Here is a 21,985-nt window from a genome sequence, read left to right as displayed (position 1 = left end):
TGTGGGGATCTGCCGAGTTGAACCCGTGCGCCGGCGTTGGCCCCGGGCGCTGCAGTCGAAATTGGCGGACCGCGCGGAGGCGTTAGGGCGCTCCGTGCCAGGTTTCACCACGGACGGGGATGAGGGTCGGCTTTCGCGGACACATAGCCGGGGATATGCGGCTGCCGCGCTTGGCAAAGGCGACTTTCGCCTTGGCATCGATGTCGAGCTGGAAGACCCTCGGCGCGACTGGTCCGGCATTGTCAGCCGATACGCACCAGACCTAATCAGCGGCCAAATTGATGCAGATACCGGCGCGCGATGTTGGACGTTTCTCGAAGCCTTCTACAAAGCTGAGGGTAGGGTGCCGCCTGTAGATATGATTGAACATGTGGCGAGGGAGCCGGAAGAGGGGCTTACTCTGCTAAATGCGAAGACCGATGGGTTCGCCAGTTTTGCCCGGCTTCCCGAAGGGTTCACCCTATGTGTTTACGCACGCAACGCTGCCTTTGCGGCGCCTCTTATCCTGCCGGTTCAGCGCGTTGATAGCGTTTGATGAACCGTCGGCGCAACATGCGTATCGGTACGCGAAACGGCGCCTGAACTGACAGCCTCGTGTGCATGAGAGAGATTCGGATATTGTCCTGTAACATCCGGAAATTCGATATGTTTTCTTCTGGGTAGGTAACGCGGACCGGCAGTTCGATGATCCGTAAACCGCGCCAGTTCAGCTGCACCAGAATCTCGGTATCGAAATCCATGCGGGCGCCGATAAATTCGCGGCGCACAACATGGCAGGTTTCTTCCAGCGGATAGACACGCAGCCCGCACATCGAGTCGCTGATCTCATTGCTCAGAGTTTCGACGCGCACCCAGAAGTGAGTGATCTCCCGGCCAATTTTCCGCGCCTTCGGGATCGTCTCATCATAGACTGGGACAGCGCAGATCACATGATTGGGATGCGTTTCTGCCAGAGAAACCAGATCGCCCAGACGGGACGTGTCATGCTGGCCATCTGCGTCCAGCTGGATGGCATGGGTCCAGCCTTTTGCGAGCGCGGCCAGCAGTCCGTCTTTGACAGCGCTTCCCTTTCCGCCGTTCTCGTTGCGATGAAGGCATTGGACACCCGCGCGGCCCGTGCACGCTGCAATTATAGCGTTTCGGTCGTCTGGCGCATTTCCGTCATCAATGACGAGAACCGGCAGGCCGGCTTCGACGACAAGATCCAGAATACCCGCCAGTCTCGACACGTGCCTATAGGTCGGAATAATGACGCCCGTTTTTAGCGCCTGTGTGTGCAATCCCATCGACGGCTCCTCCGGCTGATGTTTTCAAACAGCTTCGTCACATTCCGCAAGAGCATTCCGAATGCGGATGGGGGGACACGTGGATAGTTTTTCTTCACGCGGGAATTGATATCAGAAATCCACCTCGCTAGCTTTGCGAACCTGCGTAACATCACGAATGAGGGGAAACATGAAACTTAAGGTATTTGCTTTCGCAGCTGCGCTTGCCGGTCTGGCACCCGTCGCACATGCTGACAAAGACATTCAGACCTGGTCCATCCAGGATGCGATGACGTCACAGAATTTTCAGGACCGTCTCGGCGGATTTAAATTTGTCTGGGGAGATCAGGTCAGCGGGCAACGCGTCCAGTCAACCTCGACCCGCAAAGCGACGAACGGCATTGGCAAGAGCGACCGCGAAGCCTGCGAATGGGCGCTTCTGTCCGGTTTGATTGCCTTGAAAGAGCAGGCTGAGTCCAAAGGCGCCACATCGGTTCAGGGCATCAAGTCCATGGCAACCGGGACGCCGTTTTCCAGCACGACAGAGTTTCAGTGCATTACGGGCTGGACCAATTCGCGCGTCTATCTCGAAGCGGAAATCGTGAAGTAGATCGATTTTCAGACACCTAGACCGCCAGCGGCAATCTTCGGCAGCCTACATGTCGTCGTTCTTTGCTCGCTGGCGGCTCTGAAATGCCTTCCAGACAAAAGATACGCTGACGGCGTGTGTGAAATCTTCCTGCAGAAGCGGGCTATTTTCATTCGATGCGCCAGAAAAGTTGCGGCCCTGATAGGTCAGGAAGAGCTGAAATCGGTCGCTCAGTTCACGTGTCCACGACGCTCTGACCCCAGTCGAAATATATCCGCTCTTGGCATCGTATCGCGCCCGGTCCGGCGTCGCGAATTGCGCCGGCACTTCATACCAGTAATCGGCTAGCCCTTCATCTGCGAAAGTCGAGAACAGCGTAATCGACCAGCCCGAGCGAAGTTCGCCGCCATATTTGCGCTGATAGACGAGCTGCGGCTCCGCGATATAGCCGACATGGTCGATCGATGAGAAATCCGTGCTCGCAACGGCGCGGACGGGCACGTGAATGCGCCATTCCTTTCGGCCTTCCGGCGTCCAGCCGGTGTCGGAGAGGTGGATAATGCCCTGAGGGCCTGCCTGGAACAGATAGTCGAGATCCGGCATGCCAGCGCGCAGGCCGTCATCGTCGGAATTGGCCGAATAGGCCGCGTCAAGCGAGACATCGAGTTCGAACGTCTTGTTCTCGGCCGCAATGGCCCGCGCGACGCCATATTCACCAAATCTGATCCGGTCCCCCCGATAGATGAAAAGAGGGGCGAACACGCCTTGTGTGGACTTGTCTGAGGCGCCTGGATAATCGGGGCCGTAGAGGCCTGATCCGCCAAGCCGAACCTCCCAAAGCGGCTCGTCAGGCGCGTTGGCATCCCGCTCACGGGTCTCCTGCGCAGCGGCCATCGGCACTGAGAGGGCGAGGAGAGTGGCCGCCAGCGCGGCCTGTCTTGCAAAACGTTTCATGGAGGTTCCTGAGCGGGCGAGACTAAGCGTAATTGCTGAAGACGAGGGAGGTGTTGATCCCTCCAAAAGCGAAATTGCTCGAGGCAAAGGCATTCGAAGATACAGCGCGGCTTTCACCCGCGACGTAATCAAGCTCTGCGCATTTCGGATCGACGGATTTGAGGTTCGCAATCGGCGATATCCGGCCAGCTTTCATCATCTCGATGCCGAGCCAGGCTTCAACCGCTGCACAGGCGCCGAGCGTATGGCCGAAATTGCCCTTCAGCGTGTGGAACGGCACCTTGTCGCCGTAAACGGCGAACGTTGCGTGGCTTTCTTCAATATCGCCGGTGACCGTGCCGGTGCCATGTCCCGACACGAATGACAGATCGCTGGCCGCCATCCCGGACTGGTTCAGCGCCTCGCGCATCACGAATTCCTGGGTCTTCCGGTTTGGCTGTGAGATGTGAGCGCCGTCGCAATTGGTGGCAAAGCCAACGATTTCGGCGAGCGGTGTCGCGCCTCTCGCGAGGGCATGCTCGAGGTCTTCCAGAATGAGAATGCCGGAAGCCTCACCAATCACCAGGCCATCACGCGTCGCGTCGAAGGGACGAACGGCGCTTTGTGGATCGTCAGCGTGCTGCGACGTTGCGTAGAGGCGATCAAAGACCATCGTCATCGATACGCAGAACTCATCGCTACCGCCAGCCAGCATGACATCCTGAGCGCCTGACTTGATGGTCTCATAGGCGTATCCAATGCCCTGCGACGCGGACGTGCAGGCCGATGAGGTGGTAATCACGCGGCCTTGAAGGCCAAAAAAGACAGCGAGGTTTGCCGGGCCGGTGTGGCTCATCATGCGGACATAGCTCGTCGCATTGAGGCCGCTCGATTTGCCTGTTTCCATGAACTTTACGAAGGAGTGGATAGGGGGCGTCGACCCGAAGGAGGAGCCAGCGGCAACGCCTGTGCGCCCACTCTTCAGAACGGGGTCATCGGTCAGACCGGCCTGTTCCAGCGCCTTTTCGGCGTTGTAGGTCATCATCGTCGCGACCCGGCCCATTGAGCGGGCTTTCTGGCGCGGGAAGACCTTTTCATGACTGAAACTGTCTATTGGTCCGCCAAGGCGCGCATTGAGGTCGTGTAGATACTCCCACTCCGGCATATACCGGATGCCCGCCTTACCTTCGTGCAGGGCGGGGCCGACTTCATTCCAGTCTTCGCCGAGCGCGGTCAGCGCCGACATTCCGGTGACAACGACACGCCGCATCAGGCCAATCCCCCATTCACCCCAATTACCTGTCGCGTAATATAGCCTGCTTCGTCGCCAAACAGGAAGTCCACCAGTGCGGCAACTTCCTCAACCTCTCCGACACGCTTCATCGGGATGGCGGCCATCACCTCAGGGCGGACATCATCTGCCATAGCCGTCCCGATCAGGCCCGGCGCGATGGCGTTTACCGTGATTTTCCGGCTGGCAAGTTCGACGGCGAGCGCTTTGGCGGCACCAATCAGGCCCGCTTTCGCGGCCGAATAATTGACTTGTCCACGATTGCCGATGACGCCGGACACCGATGCCATCACAACAATGCGGCCGCCCTTGCGCGCCCGTACCATCGGCATCACCAGCGGATGGACGACATTGTAGAAACCGTCGAGGCTGATGCGGGTGACGTCCTGCCAGTCCTGTTGCTCGATTGCCGGAAACGCATTGTCACGTGTGATGCCGGCATTGGCGACGACACCCCAGAACGGGCCGTTAGTTTCGATGAGCTTTTCGAGCTCTGCGCGTGCCGTCTCCGCATCGCGCACATCAAAGCCCAGGATTCGGCCCGTGCCGCCATTTGCTTCAACCTGCTTCAATGTCTCCTGCGCACCGGCTTCATCCCGTCCATAATGGATCGTCAGATCAAAGCCCCGTTTGGCAAGACGAATCGCAATGGCCTGGCCGATGCCTTTGGAGGCTCCGGTGACAAGAATTCTACGGGGCGAAGAGACGTGTTCAGCTGGCATGTCGGTTGGATATTTCTTCAAAATAGGCGTCGGGGTCCGACGGGCGGAAGACGTTGATGGCGCCGCGAGAGATCTCGACGCCCGCTGCGGTGCGCACGACGCATTCGAATGATCTTAGTTCGCCATCATGGAGCAATGGCACAGCCTCGGTTTCAAGGCTTTCCCCAGCGTGCAGCCAATCGCGCGTGACCGTAAACTTGCGGCAGCCCAGAAGCAGCCCGATGGCCGGGCCGAGCCCCTCCTGACGGCGCAACTCGCCATCATGAGCCGATATGGATTGGGCCATGATTTCAAAGGTCACATAACTCGGCAGGCCGCGACCCGGCATGAAAAACGGGTTGTCTTCTGTGACCTGGGTGCGGGTGACGATCCTGTCTGCCGCGTGCGCGATCACCTCATCGACGAGCAGCATGGGCGGCTTGTGGGGGACGAGGTCTCCCGGCCAGTGAAATGACGATGTTTGTACGGTCATGAACTCACCCGCCTTAGAACCAGAGCGGCATTGCTTCCACCAAAAGCGTAGCTGGCGCACAAACTGGTCACAAGAGGCGCGTCTGCTGTCTCGCCAATCTCGGAAAGCCGGATGGGTGCAAGTGTTTCGTCCCGGTCGCCGTTGAAAACGTGGGGCGGGTAGACGCCCGCTTCCATACAAATCATGTTGATAGCGACTTGCAGTCCGCCGGCGGCCCCTAGCGTGTGACCTGTCATACCCTTGGTCGACATGGCCGGCGTATCGGCGCCGAATACGCGCATGACAAGCCCGGCTTCCGCCTCATCATTGAGGGGAGTCCCGGTGCCATGCATATGAACGAAATCTACCTCATCCGGGTTGGTGCCTGCCTGATCCATGGCGTCTCGGACAGCGCGTTCGGCCTGCGCGCCCGTCGGGTCCGGTGCCGACATGTGATGCGCGTCAGAGCTTTCGCTGCCGCCTGCAACTTCCCACTCTGACGGTTCGCGCGACAGGATGAACAGTGCGCCGCCTTCGCCGATATTGATGCCGTCGCGGCCGGCCCCGAAAGGCGAACACTGGCCAGCAGACACGCTGCTCAGCGCGTGAAACCCGTTCACGGTTAGGCGAGAGAAGGAATCAATCCCGCCGCAGATAACAGCGTCGGCAATGCCGGTTCGAATAAGGCGGGCCCCACTGATCATGGCTTTTGTGGCGGACGTGCAGGCGGTCGAGATCGTGTACTGCGTGCCTTCGGCTCCGACAGCTGCACCGATATGGTGTGCGAGATCGCCGAGTTCCTGGTCTTTCAGCTCAAAACCTTCTGGCCATTCGCCAGCTTCCATCCGGCCTTTCAGTGAGCCAAGGCTTTCTTCGATACCTGTCGTACTCGTGCCCACGATAACGGCGATCCGGTCTGCGCCGAATGTCGCTTTCATCCAGTCCAGCTGGGGCTGCATCTGACCCAGCAAATCAGATGCCATCTGATTGGTTCTCGTCCTCGCCGAGGGGGCGTCAGCTAGTTGGCCGGGCAGGCGCGCAATCATGGTCGTTTCGCCATCGACCAGTTCAAATTGCTCGTCAGGGCGTGGCGGCGATGGCGAGTTTAAGGATGCAAGCGTCTCTTCCCGGTTCATGCCGAGCCGGGACATCACAGCAAAATCATTGATGAAGACGCGGGTCATTATGGTCTGCTTCAGCTGGTATAGATCGCGAGCGAGTAGTCGCGGTCATGGTTGGTCAGACGTGTCATGGATCGACCGTTCTCGTCCAGCGCGTCATAGGTCACAGTTATGACCACTTCACCATCGCGTTCGATCCGGCGCTCTTTGTTAGTGGTGACGAGGTTAGTGCCGGCGGGCAATGCAGATCGCACACTCTGTTCGGGCCAACGAACGATGAAGATATCCGCCAGAATGTTGAGGCCAGACAGTTGCTCTGGCGCGAACGTTGAGCGGGTTTCCTCGATGCCATTTTCTGTCCAGTCAACGGCGATGATTCTAGGTCCCGCCACAGCCACCATGACGACATTGACTTCACTGGCATTGCCAGAGAGCTGAGCCTGGAAAGCCCTTGATGCCCCATCATAGTGGCCGACAATGGTTTGCGTTTCCTCGATGGGCTCATCCAGTCCGGGACGCTGCGGTAATTGCAGGATCAATTCCTTCGCAATCGCCACAGCATAGGAGCCGTCGTCCTCAAGCGCTGCAGACCGGCTGGTGACGCAGGCAGAGAGAACGAAAAGGCAGGAAAGCAGGACGGCTGGCAGCGATCTAGTCACTGGTCATGCGATCCATGAGCGAGAAGAAGCGTTTCGGGTCCTGCACGATCGGGTTCTTTCGGTCCCAGGCATAGCCCGCGAGGATCGACGTGAAGTGGCGGGAAATATCTTCGTTTCGCGAGTCCATGAAAATCAGGCGCTGAAGCAGACCCGTGTACCACGCATTCACGCACGCCCTGAAGGCGTTCACGCCGACCTTGAGTTCAGCGCTGAAGTCCTTCTCCCAATCGGCTGGCAGCCCTTTCAGCTGGCGGTCAACCAGATCCGTAGCGAGCATCGCCGATTTCATGGCAATGGTGACGCCTGACGAGAAGACCGGATCGAGGAATTCGGCCGCATTTCCAAGCAGCGCGTAATTGTCGCCGTAAAGGTTTTTCACGTTCCGCGAAAAGCCGATGATCTGGCTGGCTGCGCGCGCTTCCGTTGCTTTGCTTAGAATGTCAGACATGAAGCCGGAGGTCTCGCACCATGCCGCGAGCATCTCTTCGGGCGTGCTTCCACGCGACTGGATGACGTCGTCCGCGCCGACAACGCCGATTGAGGACATGCCGTCGGCGAGCGGGATCAGCCACAGCCAGACCTGCGGATCGTCCGGGTGAACCGTGATGAGGATCTTGTTGCGGTCAAAGTCAGGATGATCGGCAAAATCATGCACATGTTTGAAGCAGGAGCGGCGCAGCGATTGGTCGCTCGGGACATCAAGGTCCATGAGGCGGGGAAGCACGCGTCCAAATCCGGACGCATCGAGTACAAAGCTCGTATTGACCACCTGGCTCTCGCCTGCCTCATTCTCGATCTCAAGCGTGACGCCGCCCGTGTTCTGCGTAAAGCCCGTGACCTTGTGCCCAAAGTGGACATGAGCACCCTGACGCATCGCGCACTTGATCAGCGTGTCGTCAAATTTGTCGCGGCGGACCTGCCATACGGTTGCCGGGCCCGGCGCGGACTTTTCATGGAAGTCGATCGTCTCCGTTTCGCCATCCATCCAGAAAACGGCGCCATCCTTGAACTGAAAGTTCTGCGCTTCGACATCGGCCAGCATGTCGGTCTCACGCAAAAATTCCACGCAGATTGGCAGAAGGCTCTCGCCGATGGAAAAGCGAGGGAAGTGCTGACTTTCAAAGACTTCGACATTCCAGCCGAGAGCGGTCAAGCGAGAGGCAGCAATGGCACCTGACGGACCCGCTCCGATAATCGCGACATCACAATATCTCTGATCCATCCGTCTTCCCCTCAAGATGGTGTTGGTCAAATACAAGCATGGTGTAGATCAAAGCGCAAATAACACCAACGGCGACGGTGACACCAAAACTTTTTACCGGAAACGTCGCGCTTAGCCCCAGCAAACCCATGGAAAGTTCCGTCGTCAGGGCGCCCACCAATACCGAGGCAAGCGTCCAGTTTTCCCGCTTTTCGCGCGCTTCCCAGAAGAAGGCCGCATAGTCGATCCCGATGCCAAACAGCACCATGCCAGCGGCGACGGAGAAGAATGAGATCGGCATGCCGAAAAGGGCCGGAATGAATATGCCGCCGAGCATGGCTGCGCACGGGCAAGCGATGATCAGCACGGCGCGGGCGTTTCGATAGATGGCTAGCACAATCAGAACGGCAATGATGGACGCGATCAACAACGCCCATGCCGCGAATGCGCGGTAGGCGGCAAACGCGTCCGAATAGGTCCCTGCCACATCAACCACGCGCGCCCGGTCGCTAAAGGCCGAGAGATCAACATCCGCGCGCGTCAGCTGGGCGACGAGATAGTGTTTTCCATCGGCGGTCTGCAGGTGAAGCGAGTCCAGCCAGTCAGGCTGCTCTGCGGTTTCATTGTCGGATTCCGGTGCCTCATCCGCCTCGATACCGAATTGCGCCCGAGCCTGATCGAGATAGACCGCTTCAAGTTGCGTGCTGATCGCTGCGCGATTCGCGGCACGCGTCTCCTCTGACGGATCAAATCTCGAATAGGCCGGTCCCGTTGTGTCACCCGCCTCAAGGCTTCGCAGGACGGCTTCCTCAGCCTGCTTCGCCTCATCCAGCGTGTGCCCGTAAGACACCAGATAACGCTGGCTGGACGAGACGCCCATCACGTCCAGAACCGCATCTTCTTCCGCCAACAGTCCGGGATCCCGTGGCTGGAATTGCCGCACATCATCAAGCGTTGTGTGAAACAGCACGCCGCCAATTGTTGCGCCGAGCAAGACGCTCCCGAGACCGACCAGAACAATACGCTGAGGCATCAGCCTCGCGACCATAGCGACTCGGCGCGTCCAGTTGTCATGCGCCCGCTCGACATTGCGGGGCCGCAGATCTAGCGGGATCAGCACGTACTGGACCATGAACCACGCGGTGATCACGCCGCCTGCTGCAAACACCGCAAGCTGGGCAAAAATCGAAAGCCCCAGAAACCAGAGACCTGAAAAGCCGGCGACCGTCGTCAACATTGAGACGGTCAGCGGTTTTGCGATGAGCTTGCGGCTGCTGCGGTCATCGGGCCAGTGATTGCTGGCGCGCGCCGCCAGCGTATGCACCGCATAGTCTGAAACCACGCCGACCAGCATCGCCGCAAAGACGAGCACCAGAAGGTGTATCGTCCCGAAGACAAGTGCCGTCAGCGCAAAGCCGGTGACAAAGCTGATACCAATCAGCGCCACGACCAACGCGATCGAGCTGACCCGCCTGAACGCGAAGAGAAACAGCAGGATCACGCCCAACAGGCCCACGCCGCCGATAAGAGAGATTTCAGTCCGGGCAGAGCGTGCAGCATTTGCGGCGTGGAAAACGACGCCTAACCGATCAAGCGTCAGATTTTCGCTGGACCAGTCTGCCTGCCAGCTCCCAATCAGCTCGGTGATCGCCTCCTGCGTAGCGAGGCTCGAGGCAGACTGGGTCAGCCGACCCGATATCAAGCTATTGTCCTGAACCCCTGCACCCATTCCGGCCGACAGGCAGTTGGCCAGCCGATAGGTCAGCAGGAATGGGTCTGCCCGAAGGTGCGCGCCCGAGACCGGCGTGCCGACGCCGTAAACCTGCGCCAGGGCCCGATTCCAGACCTGTTGCGCTGCCTGCGCATCAAAGTCTTCAGCGCTCGCCTCGCAGAGAATCTCACGCCGGTTCTCGAAGATCCATCTCGCCGTCTGCGCCCCGCTGGCGCGGTCATCAACGAACAGGCCGGACTCAATCAGCCGTTCTTTCAGGTCCTGGCGGGCCTTTGATGCGGTTTCCGCGTCATCGCCGCTCACCAGCAGAGCAATCCTGTTTTCCAGATTGGAGGTGAGTTCACCAACGGCGGCTTGAGCGCCCGCTGCGGCCGCAGGCTTTGGCAGGATCGAGCGGATATTGGTGTCGAACGTCATGCCGCCAACCATCAGGCGCCATGAAAGCACGATGGACACCACCACGGCCCAGACCAGCAGGATCAATCCTGCCCTTGCGCGGCCGCGGTCCAGCCCGATCAACTAGCCAGCTCCGAATTCAACACGCATATCATCGCCATTTGGCTGGCTCACCGTGATCGTGCGGATATCTTCGCAGCCGGTCAGCGTGATCGCCTTCAGATAGGGCGCCATGGCCTCGTCTTTTGGGGTGAGCACGAGGGTCCAGTCGCCGGTTTCGGGCGTTGTTCGCTCAATGGCATAAACCTCGTCAGCGACATCGAACCGGCCTTGAAGAAGGTCAATCAGACCGCTTTGGGAGATCATCGGATTTGACGCGCCGCCAGCCTGCACGGCCTCTTCCGGGCCGCCCATGACAGACTGGTAGATACCGTCTTCTGAAATACGAGTCGTGATCTCGATGGGTGTTGTGACCGTCCAGAAGACTTCATCCTCGGTCGTCGTAACATGGCCTTCGGACACCAGCGGCCGGGCAACGCCTTCAAGGTTGCGGGTCTGCGTGAAGGGCCGCGCTTCCGTGACTGGTGAAAGGTCTTCCGGCGCGGGGCATGTTTCAGCCGCAAGCGCCGGGATGGCGAGCAGGCTGGCCGACAGAGTGAGAAGAGCGAATTTGTACGTCACGGCAGGTGGGGTTCCAGTTTCTTCTTGAAGACCTCCGGTGTGACCCAGAGCATCTCGTGCGTGGTTTTATCAACGGCGACCTGAATCGTATGGCCGCTGCAGAGTTTCGTCCCTGATTCTTTCTCAACGATCCTGAACCTAACCTTTACGCGGTTCTCCCACTCAACAAGTTCTGCAATAATGATCACCTTCATGCGGAAGAGCAAAGGCCGCGCATATCGCACTTTCAACTCAATGACCGGCCACGCATATCCGGAGGCTTCCATCTCACCATAACCATAGTCGATCTTTTCCATCAGCTCGACGCGAGCGAGTTCAAAGAAATCGGCATAGTTTCCGTGCCAGACTATATTCATGGGATCCAGGTGGTGAAACTGGATCTGCGTTTCGGCTTGCGCCGTCAGGAAAGCAGGCTTCAAGCTGTCGTCTCTTTCTTCAGGGGAGGGTGGGCATTGCTGGCATCGCAGGACGTCTCTGCGGATGAAAAGTCTTCCCAATAGTCATAGAAGTTGAACCACTGATACGGCGCTTGTTTCAGCACCTCAGTCAACAGCTGCGAATACTGGTCCATATAGCCGCGAAGAGCTTTTTTGCGGGCTTTTGATGGCAGTTGGATGCGGTCGGCGAAATGGTGAAATACGATCCGGAAAGGCTGGGCACCCTTAGTGCGGATACACTGCAGGAAATAGACCGGGCATTTCAGGGCAGAGGCGAGCACATATGGGCCAACCGGATAATACATGTCTCCGCCCAGTAAGCTCGCCGGAGCGCCCGTAGCCGAGGCCTTGGACTTCGGTGGCAGCCGGTCTGCCGCCATGACGACCCACTCTCCGTTCTCAATGGCTGAGGACAGGCGCATGGCCGTCGTCACATCAATCTGGCTCACCTCGATAATCTTCACCCGCGAGTCGGGTGAGAATTTACGGATCACGGCGTTGTAATGCTCGGCATTCTTCGTGTGCATCAGAACGGTGACGGCAAACCGCCGCCCGACAGATGCCACAGCACGAATCAGCTCAGGGTTTCCGACATGCGCGGTCAGGACCATCGCCCCCTTGCCCGATGCCTTGGCAGCGGAAAACTCCGCGCCATCTGCCCCTTCGACATGATCGGCATTGATATCGCCGGTCCAGCCAGCGAGCTTGTCTATAAGTGAGCCCGAAAAGGCCATGAAATGACGGAAGCCTGACCAGAAGCCGGGGCGTTTTTCGAGAAGTCCCTGGGCGTGTATACGCTCAAGATAAGCCCTTGACGCGCGGCGTGCTTCGCGGCCCGTCAGATAGTAGAACAGGATCACAGGTGAGATGATCACCAGGGTCACGCGCCGACCGACCAGCCTGTAAATCCAGGCCGTCGTCAGGATCCAGATAAAGGATCCTCGCTCGCTGAGATTTGTCCAATTGCTGGCCAATATCTTTTCCCTCGGGCCCGGTGGTCGGACGTCGTCAGCAGCCCTGACCGACCGGCAGGTGCCTACGGTTTCCGCTCTTCTATCATGCTAAGCCCGGTCGCAAAGGATTTCAGGCCTATAGCGGCGCGTCGATGTCCATCTGTAGATTGGCGACCCAGCGATTGTAATTGCGATGAATGGTCCCGGCGTCCGGGTCATACATCATGTTCTCGCTATCGACATAGAGGATGGAATAGCTATCGGCGTCATAGGGGATGTCGATTGTTACCGAATGTGCGCCGACCTCGGCATTTGCCTTAACATATTGCGCCCGGATGAGGTTTGGTTGCTCGGCTATGATTTCCCAGCCACGGCCTGCCAGTGCAGACTTTATGCGGTTTTCGATTTCGGCCTCACCGCCATTGAAGGTGATTGGGGCGGCCTCAACCTCCAGCACCGGCTTCTCGCGAAGAGCGCACCCGCCAACAGTGCAGAGCAAAATGGCCGCAAGGATCGAATGTTTCACTGAATGCTCCATGATAGACGAGAATAATTATATCTGTCCGAACCGCTGAAAACAATGCGGGGCTGCGTGCGACCTGGCCGTTTTGACCCTCCGCCTTAATGGACAGCCAAACGGTCATCGTGTACTTCCAGATTCCGCTGGATGGTTCAGTAGTGGCTAAACCTCAATTTGTTGACCGGGTCTCACATGATTGAGGTTTCTGATCTTAAGTTTCAGTATGCAGGACAAGCCACGCTGGCCGTGAACGGTATCAACCTGGCTATCCGGAAGGGAAGCTGCCTTGGGCTTCTTGGGCCGAATGGTGCCGGAAAAAGCACGCTGATCGGCCTGATGACCGGCGTCCTTTCGCCCGATAGCGGGCAAATCCAATTGAACGGCGAACTGGTTCAACACAGCAGAGTGCTCCGCCAGAAAAGCGCATCGGCCCCGCAGGATCTCGCCTTTTATCCGCGCCTCACCGTCTCGGAAAATCTCGCTTTCTTTGCAGGCGCCGAAGGCTTGAGCGGCAAGGTGTCCGCTGAGCGACGCGCTTGGGCCATTGAAGCGTGCAGTCTTCAGGAATGCCTCGACAAAAGATCAGAGCGCCTCTCGGGGGGGCAGAAGCGGCGTCTGAACCTCGCAATCTCTTTGCTGGGAAAACCTGACATCCTTTATCTCGACGAACCGACGGTCGGGATCGATGCGGTCTCGCGCGAGACCATCATCAGCGCCGTTGCCGCGCTTCAGAAGAGCGGTACCACGATCGTCTATACGTCTCATTATATGGAAGAAATCGAGGCCCTATGCGACGCGGTTGCGATCGTGGATGGCGGGCGACTGGTGCTATCCGGCCCGATGCAGGAGCTCGTTCGAACAGACGCCGACAGGGTCATTCTGACGGCAGGGTCGCAGCTCACGGACGCGCAAAGACAGATGGCTGTCGATGCTGGCGCCACTCTTCGCGATGGCATCCACATTGTCGCTCCTGTCCGGTCGATTGGTGAGGTCGCGCCCCTGGTTCAGGCGCTAGAGGCAGCTGGCGTGGAGATTGTGAGCGTCCGAGCGGGCGAAGAACGCCTTCAGGATCTTTACCTTCGGGCCATCGGGGCAGGCGAGGTTGCCGCATGACGCAGCTCTGGTCAGCTATTCGAAAAGAATGCCAACTTCTTCTGCGTGATGTGCATGGGCTGGCGCTGCTATTCCTGCTGCCGACGCTGTTCATCGTCATCATGTCGCTGGCCTTGCAGGACTCCTATGCCAGCCGGTCTGGAGCAGGCATTCCCGTTACGATTGTCGATCTCGACCAAACGGAGACCAGTGCCGACGTCATTTCTCGCCTGAATGAAAGCGAAGCTTTTGAGTTCACGCTGGAAAGCGTGCCGGAAGAGGCGGTCGCCGAAACTGTGGCCGCCGAAACCGATGCGCGTTTCGTCATTACGCTGCCCTCTGGCCTTGAGGACGGGTTGCTTGAAGAGACTGACGCTGCGGTTCCGGTGCTGTTATTCATTACGGCGGATGTCGACCGGCGAACCGAAGCGGTCTTCACCGCCTTGCTGCGTGAAACGATGAGCCGGTTGAAGGTCGAGCAGGTGCTGACCTATCTCGTCGAAGATGCTGGACAGCAGGTCGATGATTTCAATTCCTCAGCGTTCGATACGCCTGTGAAGATTAGTTATGCGGGTGGGCCACAGACCGACAGACGCCCAAGCGCCGTTCAGCAGAATGTGCCGGCCTGGCTCGTTTTCTCCATTTTCTTTGTCGCCATACCGTTCTCAAACACCTTCATAACCGAGCGCGAACTTGGCGTTCAAAGACGGCTGCAGACCACTGAATTAGGCATCGCGCATCAATTCGCCGGCAAGTTCGTCCCGTATTTCGTGATCAATATGTTGCAGGTCGCCCTGATGCTGGCGGTTGGTGTCTGGATCGTGCCGCTTTTTGGCGGTGAGCGCCTGGAGCTGCTGGGCAACCCATTTGCGATCGCGCTGGTGGGCGCCGCGATCAGTGGCGCAGCGTTGAGCCTCGCCCTGCTCATCGCGGTTATTTCCCGAACAACTGAACAGGCCACCATGGCAAGCGGGCTGGGCAACATTCTTCTGGCGGCCATTGGCGGCGTAATGGTGCCGCGTTTTGTGATGCCTGCTGCCATGCAATCAATTTCTGACTGGTCGCCAATGGCTTGGGGTGTAGATGGGTTTCTGAAGCTGCTGCTGGAAAATGGCTCGTTTGGTGACATTATGGAGCCTGTTGCCAAGCTCGTCGGCTTCAGCGTCGTCATGGTTGCCATGGCAGGCCTCGTCCAGGCCACCCGAAAAAAGTACTGATGGAAGCAAGGTATGAGTGAGGAAAAAGCAAAACTTATCAACGATCTGAAAGAGATGATTGTTGAAGAGTGTGATGCTGATTTCAGCGTAGACGATATTGGTGATGATGAACGCCTCGTCGGCGAAGGTCTGGAACTGGACAGTCTCGACGCCTTGCAGATCGCGCTAGCCGTCAAGGACCGTTACGGTGTGCGGATCGAAGGTGGCCCTGACTCCCGCGAAGCGTTTTCCTCGGTGTCGAAACTTGCCGATTTCATTATGTCTCACAAGGCGGCTGCGTGACGGCGGTCTATGTTAGGTCCCTCGTCTCGCGGACATCTCTTGGTGATAGCGGAAAGCAGCTGGCGGAGCGTCTGAGGACGCCAGATCCGGCGCTGCTTGGTCTGCCGCCGATGCTCGCCATGGATTGTGAAGATCAACAGATCCGCGTGCCCGTTCATCTGGCCAGCGCCTATGATCCTTCGAGCATAAAAGCGCGTTTCTACACCCTCCTCGAAAGTATCGTGGAGAGGGCCATAAATGAGGCCAATCTCAGCGCCTCCGATCTTCGCCGCACAGGGCTCTTCTTCAGCTCGTCCTCATCAGACGTTTGTCTTATCGAGGACAGGTTCGCCAAGGATGTTGCTGTCAATGCGGACGCGGTATCGCTCGACTGGCGGTGTGACATCGACAATGTCGGCGCGCATATCAGATCGAAGTTCGGTTTCGGCCCGGTGGGCATGTCGGTCAATACGGCTTGCGCCTCCAGCGCGAACGCGACGCTCTATGCGCGCGGCGAGTTGCTGGTCGGCGAAATTGATCATGCCATTGTGGTCGCGCTGGAGACCTTCAACGCGACGACGGCTCTTGGGTTTCACAGCCTCGACCTTCTGACCGATTCCGCGATGCGGCCCTTCGATGAACGCCGTAATGGGCTCATCCTGGGTGAGGGCAGCGCGGCCATGGTGCTGTCCCGGTCTGCGGACAGTGACACGTCTCTCGCTGTACTCGGCGGCGCCAGTCTGACGGATACGCATTCGATCTCGGCGTCGAACCCGGATGGTAGTTCAATCGAAGTCGTAATCCGCAAGGCGCTCGCCAATTCGGATGTCGAGGCCGGGTCGGTCTGGGCTGTAAAATCGCATGGGACGGCAAGCCTCCTCAATGATGAAGGGGAATCAGCCGGATTGACCCGCGTCTTTGGAGAGCGCTTGCCTATGGTCTCGGCGCTAAAGCCCTATATCGGGCACACCTTCGGTGCCTCTGGTCTTTGCGAGCTATCGATCCTCTCTTCATGCCTTGCTGAAGGGTTCTGGCCTGGCACGCCCGGTATCGGCGCTGACGAGGCTGAGCTTGGGATTTCGCTCGTCCAGCAGGCCGAAAACGCAAAGGCTGGGCCTATCCTGCTCAATCATTTTGGCTTTGGCGGCGTGAACACGTGTCTTGTGGTGTCAAATGTCTGATCTGGGTGATCTGAAACGGGCAGGGCTATGCTTGCCATTGATCGCTTTTGGCGGGGTCGATTTGGCCGTCGGTGCTGAACCTTCGTCTCTGACTGACATGGTCAAGCAGGCGTTCAATGCCCGCATCCGCCGGATTGGCCGCTTCATACAACTTAGTCTGGTTGGCGCAGCCGACTGTATCGGCACGCGCGATTTGCCAAAAAACGTGGACGTTTATCTGGCCTCCGGAGCCGGGGATATGAGCGTCACTGAAGATGTGCTCGAACGTATCGTTCGGTTGAAGCAGCCGCCCAAGCCGCTCTCCTTTATCAACACCGTATCAAACGCGACCTGCTTTTACCTCGCCCGTCAGTTCGGCTTCACGGGTGCGAGTAGCATTGTCAGCCGCAGACGCCTTCCGCTTCAGGCGGCTTTGCGTACGGCATTTATAGAAGCAAGAACGGGCGCGGGCGGCCTTCCACTTGTCGGGTCTGTCGAAGAGGGCACGTCCCCCATGGACGTCCACAAGCGGCGCGTTGAACCGCCGCCCGGCGCGGTCCTGCATGAGGGCAGCTGGTGGTTTCTGTTCGAACAGCCCTGTCAGCCTGACAACATGCCGGACGCTGCCATCGCCGCGATGACATCGGTCTCGTTTCTGGAAGACATGGATGCCGTCAGCCAAGCGCTTAAAGATGGACAGAATTCGGCGCTTCCAACAAGACTTACGGTCGGCAGCTGGCTCAGTGAGGCAGATATCGAGCGCCTGACGCGCGATCGTCTGGACGATATCACGCTCCCCAAAACAGGCTGGCATGACAGTATCGCCGGGCGCGATCTCGCCGACCTGCTGCGCGTGCCGGTCACGCAAAAGACGCGTTTGCTGCACCTCGACCGGGAGCCGGACGGCGCATTCGCGCTGGTAGAATTTGTGAAACACCCTGATCCGGCCTGACCGGTGTCAGATCTTCCGCAATTTCTTCCAGACGGCCGCTTCGCGGTCTGCAATCGTGTTGAGGATGGCCTGCAGTTCGCCGCCATCCATCGGCTTGCGGTCGCGGCACATCTTGACAGCGGCCAGGGCAAAGCGGCGCCATTCATCACCCGCATCGGTCAGCTCTTTAGAGGCTTGCGAGAGGCGGTCATCGCCGAGCAATTCAGCAGCTTCTTCAAGAAACGCCGCATAGACGAACCGGAAGCCGGCCCCGCCTGTCCCGATCTCTTCCTGCATTCGCACGATATGCCCAAGGAAGGCGCGAAGTGCTGGTCCGTCGCCCTGTTTTTTCTCCATTGAGCGAATTTTCCGGCCGACCATGCGGATGCCCTGAACGCCAATCATAGGCGCCATGGGCGCGCGGATCAGCTTCGCATTGCGCCGGATTGCCCGCAGGCATGCCGGGCCAAGATCAACATTGTCCGGGATGGATTTTGGCCAGTAGATCCGGCCCTTTGGCGCCATAACGCCTTTTGCGAACCGGGCTTTGCGCAAGGAAGCGGCATCACAGACATTGAGGTCCGGAAAGACAGGATCGGAGATAGTGTACTGGTCACCTTCGCGGTCAACAATGACGAGGTTATGCGCGTTGAAATGAAACCGCATATCGTCCGGCACATAAGGCAGCCAGTAGATGCCGGTTTGCGCGCCGACGATCTCGCCGCGCTCCAGTGCGTCGTCCATGGCCTGCATGCCCGCATCGGCAGACCCGAACTTCATGTCTTCCCACTCAACCCCGATGGCGCGCGAGACACCGCGGATGATTGAGCCGGGCAGCATCCTGTAGGCGATCATCGGCTGGCCGGCCATTTTGACCATTGGCAGATAGGCAAAGATCAGGCTGGCCGAAAGGCCAAAGGCCATCGGTTCAGACATGGCGAGGCCGCGCGAAGACAACATGTTCGCAACGACACCGCTCTCGCAATGGGCAGACTGTCTGTGAGTATAGCTCGTCACGTTGCGTCGCTCTTCGAGGGCGCGTCGGGCAAGCGCAACAGCGCCTCAAGCGGCATGTCCAGCGTGTCGGCGTATCTGCGCTTCTTCTCGTCGCTGAGAGAGGCGAAAATTTTCGGCTTCAGATGCCGGCGGATGCGCCATGTCGAAATGCCGGACGCAGATGCAAGCGTTGCGATATCCATCCGCTTGGCCAGCATGTGATAGGCAAGGGGCGAGACCTTTCCGGCGCGCGCGTCTGCAAGCGCCGCGGCCGTTTCACGCTCGAGCTGCTCTACGGCTGCAACGGTCGCGAAGCTTTCAACCTCCCAGCCGCTTGACTGGACGCCCTCATAATCCCCGTCTTCTCCGACGGCATAGAAGAGCTTCTTGTGACCGCCATAGGTGCGTGAATTATCCTGGGGAACATCCTTGGATTTCATCACGAAGTTTCCTGGGTCACCGTCAGCAGCATGTACCCGGCAGAGAAGCGACCGCTTTCAGGCACCCAGCACAAAACCGTCTGACCCGGCTCAAGATCACCGGACCGCAAGAGTTCGTCCAGCATGATGAAGATCGAGGCTGAGCCGGTATTGCCTCTGGAGTAGAGGTTGGTGAACCACTTCTCATAAGGAATGACGAAGCCGATTTTCTCGAGACCTTCCATCACACGTTTCCGGAAAAAGTCAGACGAGTAGTGGGGCAGGAACCAGTCCACATCGTCTGGCTTCAGCGCGCGCTTTTCCGCAATTTCGGCCAGCGGCTTTTCAACCGTGTAGTGGATGACATTGGCGTTCAGCAGTTTCACATCCTGCTTGATCGAGAAGGCGCTTTCGGCGGCGCGCTCGGCTTGTGTCATGGCGGTCCAGCCTTTCAGGCTGCCGTCTTCCTGCTTGCTGCCACCGCAATACATGCAGGTCTCCATCTCCCCGGAATAGGAGAGCATGTCGATCCACTCGATCTTTAGCGATACGCCGTCGCCGGGTGTCGCTGAAAGCGCCAGCGCGCCCGCGCCGTCCGACAGCATCCAGCGCAGGAAGTCCTTCTCGAATGCGATCTCCGGATTGGTTTCCAGTGCCTGCACGCGAGACTCGATCTCGGCAGAGAAATTGTCCGCTGTCAGGATGGAGGACGCGCATTCCGATCCTGTCGCAACGGCCGTTTCAGCCAGCCCGCTCAGTACTGAGGCATATCCATATTTCAGCGCGCTGACGCCGGCCAGGCAGACACCGCTCGACGCCATAACCTCCAGCGCGGGCAGGCCAAGTTCGCCCTGAACCATGCTGGCATGATTGGGCAGGACTTGATCAGCCATTGAGGTGCCACAGGAAAGCAGATCGAGGCTGTCGAGATCGATATCGAGCGCGCGAATAGCCTCTGCGGTCAATTGCGCGTTCGTATGCGTTTTTGCCCCGGTTTCAGGATCGATGGCGTAATAGCGCTGCTCGATCTTGTTGGAGCGCAAGACCAGTCGGCGCGCGCGCGATGGCTGATCGCCAACACGGCCCAGGACCGCTTCCATGCGGTCATTGCCAATAGGCTCGCCGGGCAGGAAGGCAGCGCTTTTTGTAATATACACAGAACGGGTCATCAGTTGGCAAACTCTCCGGCGCGCTCATTCGATTCACCCGATGGGGCGGCAAAATAGAGCTTCTGGCGCGCGATTTTCTTTCTTGAGAAGGGGGAAAACAGTTTTTTCAGAACGGCCAGCAAAGGCACCACTGTGAGGATCAGTAGGACGAGGAACACAATGTAGAGGATCAGCACGGCGCGGCGCAGCAAGGCGCCAGGCTTGCCAGTGAATCTCAGCAATCCGCCCCACAGCTTGAAGCTGCGCTTGGCGACGGTTTCAGCGCCGATCAAACCCTCATTGATCTCTACCGCCCCTAAGCCTGACAGCATGGGCGATGTGTCGGATCGCTCGCGCTGAGGCAGTTTCGCAGCCATGGCGCGCCCAAAGCGTGAAGCGTCTCTGATATCGGCCTCCGGCACCCCGGCGCGTGGAATACGCCCGCCGAAATAGGGGCCCTTATTCCCCGTCAGCATCCAGATCGGTGTTGAATAAAACGTCATTGCCGAATGAGCATCATCGGTCAGGACGATATTATCGATCAAGTGTCCGCCAAGCCGCTCAATATGCCCTTTGACGGTCTCCTGGGCCATCAGCCACATATTCCGGCAACCAATGACGGTAATCACCGGACGCCCTTTCAGCAGCTTCGCGGCGAGCTCTGATTGCAGGAATGCCGTCGCCGGCTGGGAGGGCGACAGGAACCAGACCTGATAGCCGAGGATGATGAGATCGTAGTCCGTGTCCGGATTGATATCCAAAGGCTGTATCGGCGGAACATCCTCATACACCGTCTCCGGAAAGGTGTCGAAGAAGCGCAGGAATGGCCATGGGAAGGGGTAGGGCGATTGAGGCTTCAGATCGACGCGGTCAACATGGATTGCCTCGTCGCTGTCCAGAGGACCGAGCACGGAATCTAGAATATCTGACAACTGCCCGGTTTGGCTGTAACCTAGTACAAGTACGCGTTTCATCGAACGGTCGCCTCGTCGTCAGCGCCAGCAGATAGCTGCAAAGTTCCGGACAGAATAACGGCGTCGTTTTGACGAAGCTTTACCTGCATGCGGTCTGCAGATTTGCGGTCGAGCGCGATCTGCAGGTCTTCGCCAAATCGTGCGGGGGCTGAAAACCGCAGACTAGCTAGTCCTGTGATTGTCGCTCCAGGGTCAACGGCGTGAACAGCCCGCTCGATACGCTCAAGCAGGACGACGCCGGGTACAACACTGTCGTGCGGAAAATGGTCGCGCGCGACCGGGTGGTCGGCGCTCACACTGTCTACTATCATCACCTCTCCCCCCGGGTCAGATTGCTCTTATCATTAGACGATTCGCCCCTCAAGACGGGAGCCAGCATTGCCTGTTCATGACCGAAATTCAATCTGTCGATACCTTCCTCACGGCGCAGGTGCTGTATTGCTGGATGTCGTTGCGCATACAGATCACGACACAATCATCTGCAAAAGCAGCCGGCACAAGGATGTCCGCAATCCATTCAGGGTAGAGCGAGCTCGCCAATGGTGCCTGCCCGCAAGCGCAGCGATCGAGTTTGCCGCGCAGGCGATTGCTTTGCATGGGGCGCTCGGCGGTCGGGGCGGCAGCGACGCGCAGCCTTCAAGCGCCTATATTGCCCGTTTGAAAGGCGTCACGTGGAAGCCTGTTTTGCTATCTGATGTGGCCGGTGAGCTGACGATCAGTGCGGCGTGTACCGGACGGCTTGCCTCAGGTGCCGAGTACACATTCGAGATCACTGCCGAAGACATGGGACGCCTCGCCTCCGGCACAGCGATTGTCATGTTCGCAGATTGAGGGCG

At 58.4% G+C, this 21,985-nt stretch carries 26 protein-coding genes; 8 read left to right on the top strand and 18 right to left on the bottom strand.

What is annotated here, in order from left to right:
- Positions 1 to 94: 94 nt before the first annotated feature.
- Positions 95 to 535: a 4'-phosphopantetheinyl transferase family protein gene (locus tag B8783_RS08430; protein ID WP_084419735.1), complete on the top strand. Its 441-nt coding sequence runs from the start codon at positions 95 to 97 to the stop codon at positions 533 to 535.
- Here the strand turns inward: B8783_RS08430 and B8783_RS08425 are convergent.
- Complete coding sequence (locus tag B8783_RS08425) at positions 501 to 1,286, bottom strand: glycosyltransferase family 2 protein (protein ID WP_084419734.1); 786 nt, start codon at positions 1,284 to 1,286, stop codon at positions 501 to 503. The genes B8783_RS08430 and B8783_RS08425 overlap by 35 nt on opposite strands.
- A gap of 169 nt (positions 1,287 to 1,455) precedes the next feature.
- On the opposite strand from B8783_RS08425, the gene B8783_RS08420 reads away from it, so the two are divergent.
- Complete coding sequence (locus tag B8783_RS08420; protein ID WP_084419733.1) at positions 1,456 to 1,875, top strand: hypothetical protein; 420 nt, start codon at positions 1,456 to 1,458, stop codon at positions 1,873 to 1,875.
- A 45-nt stretch (positions 1,876 to 1,920) separates the two neighbouring features.
- Here B8783_RS08420 and B8783_RS08415 read toward each other — a convergent pair whose 3' ends face one another.
- From B8783_RS08415 to B8783_RS08360, 12 genes are all read right to left on the bottom strand, one after another.
- Positions 1,921 to 2,808, bottom strand: coding sequence for a MipA/OmpV family protein (locus B8783_RS08415; RefSeq protein ID WP_084419732.1), 888 nt, complete (start codon positions 2,806 to 2,808; stop codon positions 1,921 to 1,923).
- Between the two features lie 22 nt (positions 2,809 to 2,830).
- Entirely contained in the window at positions 2,831 to 4,057 is a 1,227-nt protein-coding gene (locus B8783_RS08410) for a beta-ketoacyl-ACP synthase (RefSeq protein WP_084419731.1), read from the bottom strand.
- Entirely contained in the window at positions 4,057 to 4,800 is a 744-nt protein-coding gene (gene fabG, locus B8783_RS08405) for a 3-oxoacyl-ACP reductase FabG (protein WP_084419730.1), read from the bottom strand. The genes B8783_RS08410 and fabG overlap by 1 nt, the downstream gene beginning before the upstream one ends.
- The gene (locus B8783_RS08400) at positions 4,790 to 5,272 is read right to left on the bottom strand and encodes an ApeP family dehydratase (protein WP_084419729.1); all 483 of its coding nucleotides are present in this window, start codon (positions 5,270 to 5,272) and stop codon (positions 4,790 to 4,792) included. The genes fabG and B8783_RS08400 overlap by 11 nt, the downstream gene beginning before the upstream one ends.
- The gene (locus tag B8783_RS08395) at positions 5,269 to 6,435 is read right to left on the bottom strand and encodes a beta-ketoacyl synthase N-terminal-like domain-containing protein (protein WP_084419728.1); all 1,167 of its coding nucleotides are present in this window, start codon (positions 6,433 to 6,435) and stop codon (positions 5,269 to 5,271) included. Before B8783_RS08395 ends, B8783_RS08400 begins: the two co-directional genes overlap by 4 nt.
- Before the next feature lie 11 nt (positions 6,436 to 6,446).
- Positions 6,447 to 7,031 (bottom strand): DUF3261 domain-containing protein, encoded by a 585-nt coding sequence (locus tag B8783_RS08390; protein ID WP_084419727.1) that lies wholly within the window; start codon positions 7,029 to 7,031, stop codon positions 6,447 to 6,449.
- A complete protein-coding gene (locus B8783_RS08385; protein ID WP_084419726.1) occupies positions 7,024 to 8,253 on the bottom strand; it encodes an NAD(P)/FAD-dependent oxidoreductase in 1,230 nt (409 codons plus the stop codon). The genes B8783_RS08390 and B8783_RS08385 overlap by 8 nt, the downstream gene beginning before the upstream one ends.
- Positions 8,234 to 10,483: an MMPL family transporter gene (locus B8783_RS08380; RefSeq protein WP_084419725.1), complete on the bottom strand. Its 2,250-nt coding sequence runs from the start codon at positions 10,481 to 10,483 to the stop codon at positions 8,234 to 8,236. Before B8783_RS08380 ends, B8783_RS08385 begins: the two co-directional genes overlap by 20 nt.
- Positions 10,484 to 11,041, bottom strand: a complete 558-nt coding sequence (locus B8783_RS08375; protein WP_084419724.1) for a LolA-related protein — start codon at positions 11,039 to 11,041, stop codon at positions 10,484 to 10,486.
- Positions 11,038 to 11,460 (bottom strand): acyl-CoA thioesterase, encoded by a 423-nt coding sequence (locus B8783_RS08370; protein WP_084419723.1) that lies wholly within the window; start codon positions 11,458 to 11,460, stop codon positions 11,038 to 11,040. The genes B8783_RS08375 and B8783_RS08370 overlap by 4 nt, the downstream gene beginning before the upstream one ends.
- On the bottom strand, positions 11,457 to 12,452 hold the full coding sequence (locus tag B8783_RS08365) for an LpxL/LpxP family acyltransferase (RefSeq protein ID WP_233355719.1): 996 nt from the start codon (positions 12,450 to 12,452) through the stop codon (positions 11,457 to 11,459). The genes B8783_RS08370 and B8783_RS08365 overlap by 4 nt, the downstream gene beginning before the upstream one ends.
- A 115-nt stretch (positions 12,453 to 12,567) precedes the next feature.
- Positions 12,568 to 12,957 (bottom strand): hypothetical protein, encoded by a 390-nt coding sequence (locus B8783_RS08360; RefSeq protein WP_139792304.1) that lies wholly within the window; start codon positions 12,955 to 12,957, stop codon positions 12,568 to 12,570.
- Between the two features lie 186 nt (positions 12,958 to 13,143).
- Here B8783_RS08360 and B8783_RS08355 point away from each other — a divergent pair, with 186 nt between their 5' ends.
- Genes B8783_RS08355 through B8783_RS08335 form a run of 5 tightly spaced genes read left to right on the top strand, consistent with a single transcriptional unit; the run spans position 13,144 to position 17,633 of the window.
- A complete protein-coding gene (locus tag B8783_RS08355; RefSeq protein WP_084419720.1) occupies positions 13,144 to 14,064 on the top strand; it encodes an ABC transporter ATP-binding protein in 921 nt (306 codons plus the stop codon).
- The gene (locus tag B8783_RS08350) at positions 14,061 to 15,260 is read left to right on the top strand and encodes an ABC transporter permease (protein WP_084419719.1); all 1,200 of its coding nucleotides are present in this window, start codon (positions 14,061 to 14,063) and stop codon (positions 15,258 to 15,260) included. Before B8783_RS08355 ends, B8783_RS08350 begins: the two co-directional genes overlap by 4 nt.
- 12 nt (positions 15,261 to 15,272) lie before the next feature.
- Entirely contained in the window at positions 15,273 to 15,542 is a 270-nt protein-coding gene (locus B8783_RS08345) for a phosphopantetheine-binding protein (protein WP_084419718.1), read from the top strand.
- Positions 15,539 to 16,702, top strand: coding sequence for a beta-ketoacyl synthase N-terminal-like domain-containing protein (locus tag B8783_RS08340; protein WP_233355718.1), 1,164 nt, complete (start codon positions 15,539 to 15,541; stop codon positions 16,700 to 16,702). The genes B8783_RS08345 and B8783_RS08340 overlap by 4 nt, the downstream gene beginning before the upstream one ends.
- A complete protein-coding gene (locus tag B8783_RS08335) occupies positions 16,695 to 17,633 on the top strand; it encodes a hypothetical protein (RefSeq protein WP_084419717.1) in 939 nt (312 codons plus the stop codon). The genes B8783_RS08340 and B8783_RS08335 overlap by 8 nt, the downstream gene beginning before the upstream one ends.
- Before the next feature lie 6 nt (positions 17,634 to 17,639).
- Here B8783_RS08335 and B8783_RS08330 read toward each other — a convergent pair whose 3' ends face one another.
- From B8783_RS08330 to B8783_RS08310, 5 genes are read right to left on the bottom strand one after another with little or no spacing between them, the layout of a single operon-like run.
- Entirely contained in the window at positions 17,640 to 18,629 is a 990-nt protein-coding gene (locus tag B8783_RS08330; RefSeq protein WP_084419716.1) for a BtrH N-terminal domain-containing protein, read from the bottom strand.
- Positions 18,626 to 19,048 carry a hypothetical protein gene (locus B8783_RS08325; RefSeq protein WP_084419715.1) on the bottom strand — a complete coding sequence of 141 codons (423 nt, stop codon included), beginning with the start codon at positions 19,046 to 19,048 and terminating at the stop codon, positions 18,626 to 18,628. Before B8783_RS08325 ends, B8783_RS08330 begins: the two co-directional genes overlap by 4 nt.
- Positions 19,048 to 20,196, bottom strand: a complete 1,149-nt coding sequence (locus B8783_RS08320) for a beta-ketoacyl-ACP synthase III (protein WP_084419714.1) — start codon at positions 20,194 to 20,196, stop codon at positions 19,048 to 19,050. The genes B8783_RS08325 and B8783_RS08320 overlap by 1 nt, the downstream gene beginning before the upstream one ends.
- Positions 20,196 to 21,149 carry a hypothetical protein gene (locus tag B8783_RS08315; RefSeq protein ID WP_084419713.1) on the bottom strand — a complete coding sequence of 318 codons (954 nt, stop codon included), beginning with the start codon at positions 21,147 to 21,149 and terminating at the stop codon, positions 20,196 to 20,198. The genes B8783_RS08320 and B8783_RS08315 overlap by 1 nt, the downstream gene beginning before the upstream one ends.
- Positions 21,146 to 21,460, bottom strand: a complete 315-nt coding sequence (locus tag B8783_RS08310) for a hotdog family protein (RefSeq protein ID WP_084419712.1) — start codon at positions 21,458 to 21,460, stop codon at positions 21,146 to 21,148. The genes B8783_RS08315 and B8783_RS08310 overlap by 4 nt, the downstream gene beginning before the upstream one ends.
- A 127-nt stretch (positions 21,461 to 21,587) precedes the next feature.
- Between B8783_RS08310 and B8783_RS08305 the strand changes: the two genes are divergently transcribed.
- Entirely contained in the window at positions 21,588 to 21,980 is a 393-nt protein-coding gene (locus B8783_RS08305; protein WP_084419711.1) for a hotdog family protein, read from the top strand.
- Positions 21,981 to 21,985: the final 5 nt, after the last annotated feature.

Origin of the sequence: Henriciella litoralis, assembly GCF_002088935.1 — a bacterium.
Lineage (GTDB): Bacteria > Pseudomonadota > Alphaproteobacteria > Caulobacterales > Hyphomonadaceae > Henriciella > Henriciella litoralis.
The sequence above is the reverse complement of the archived record's forward strand: the minus strand, read 5'-3'. Positions and strand labels throughout refer to the sequence as shown.

Bases quoted from the DNA above. Each gene is read 5' to 3' on its own strand.
- B8783_RS08315 (WP_084419713.1), bottom strand. From the start codon at position 21,149: ATGAAACGCGTACTTGTACTAGGTTACAGCCAAACCGGGCAGTTGTCA.
- B8783_RS08350 (WP_084419719.1), top strand. From the start codon at position 14,061: ATGACGCAGCTCTGGTCAGCTATTCGAAAAGAATGCCAACTTCTTCTG.
- B8783_RS08355 (WP_084419720.1), top strand. From the start codon at position 13,144: ATGATTGAGGTTTCTGATCTTAAGTTTCAGTATGCAGGACAAGCCACG.
- B8783_RS08400 (WP_084419729.1), bottom strand. From the start codon at position 5,272: ATGACCGTACAAACATCGTCATTTCACTGGCCGGGAGACCTCGTCCCC.
- B8783_RS08385 (WP_084419726.1), bottom strand. From the start codon at position 8,253: ATGGATCAGAGATATTGTGATGTCGCGATTATCGGAGCGGGTCCGTCA.
- B8783_RS08325 (WP_084419715.1), bottom strand. From the start codon at position 19,048: ATGAAATCCAAGGATGTTCCCCAGGATAATTCACGCACCTATGGCGGT.
- B8783_RS08320 (WP_084419714.1), bottom strand. From the start codon at position 20,196: ATGACCCGTTCTGTGTATATTACAAAAAGCGCTGCCTTCCTGCCCGGC.
- B8783_RS08420 (WP_084419733.1), top strand. From the start codon at position 1,456: ATGAAACTTAAGGTATTTGCTTTCGCAGCTGCGCTTGCCGGTCTGGCA.
- B8783_RS08415 (WP_084419732.1), bottom strand. From the start codon at position 2,808: ATGAAACGTTTTGCAAGACAGGCCGCGCTGGCGGCCACTCTCCTCGCC.
- B8783_RS08310 (WP_084419712.1), bottom strand. From the start codon at position 21,460: ATGATAGTAGACAGTGTGAGCGCCGACCACCCGGTCGCGCGCGACCAT.
- B8783_RS08335 (WP_084419717.1), top strand. From the start codon at position 16,695: ATGTCTGATCTGGGTGATCTGAAACGGGCAGGGCTATGCTTGCCATTG.
- B8783_RS08410 (WP_084419731.1), bottom strand. From the start codon at position 4,057: ATGCGGCGTGTCGTTGTCACCGGAATGTCGGCGCTGACCGCGCTCGGC.
- B8783_RS08345 (WP_084419718.1), top strand. From the start codon at position 15,273: ATGAGTGAGGAAAAAGCAAAACTTATCAACGATCTGAAAGAGATGATT.
- B8783_RS08425 (WP_084419734.1), bottom strand. From the start codon at position 1,286: ATGGGATTGCACACACAGGCGCTAAAAACGGGCGTCATTATTCCGACC.
- B8783_RS08395 (WP_084419728.1), bottom strand. From the start codon at position 6,435: ATGACCCGCGTCTTCATCAATGATTTTGCTGTGATGTCCCGGCTCGGC.
- fabG (WP_084419730.1), bottom strand. From the start codon at position 4,800: ATGCCAGCTGAACACGTCTCTTCGCCCCGTAGAATTCTTGTCACCGGA.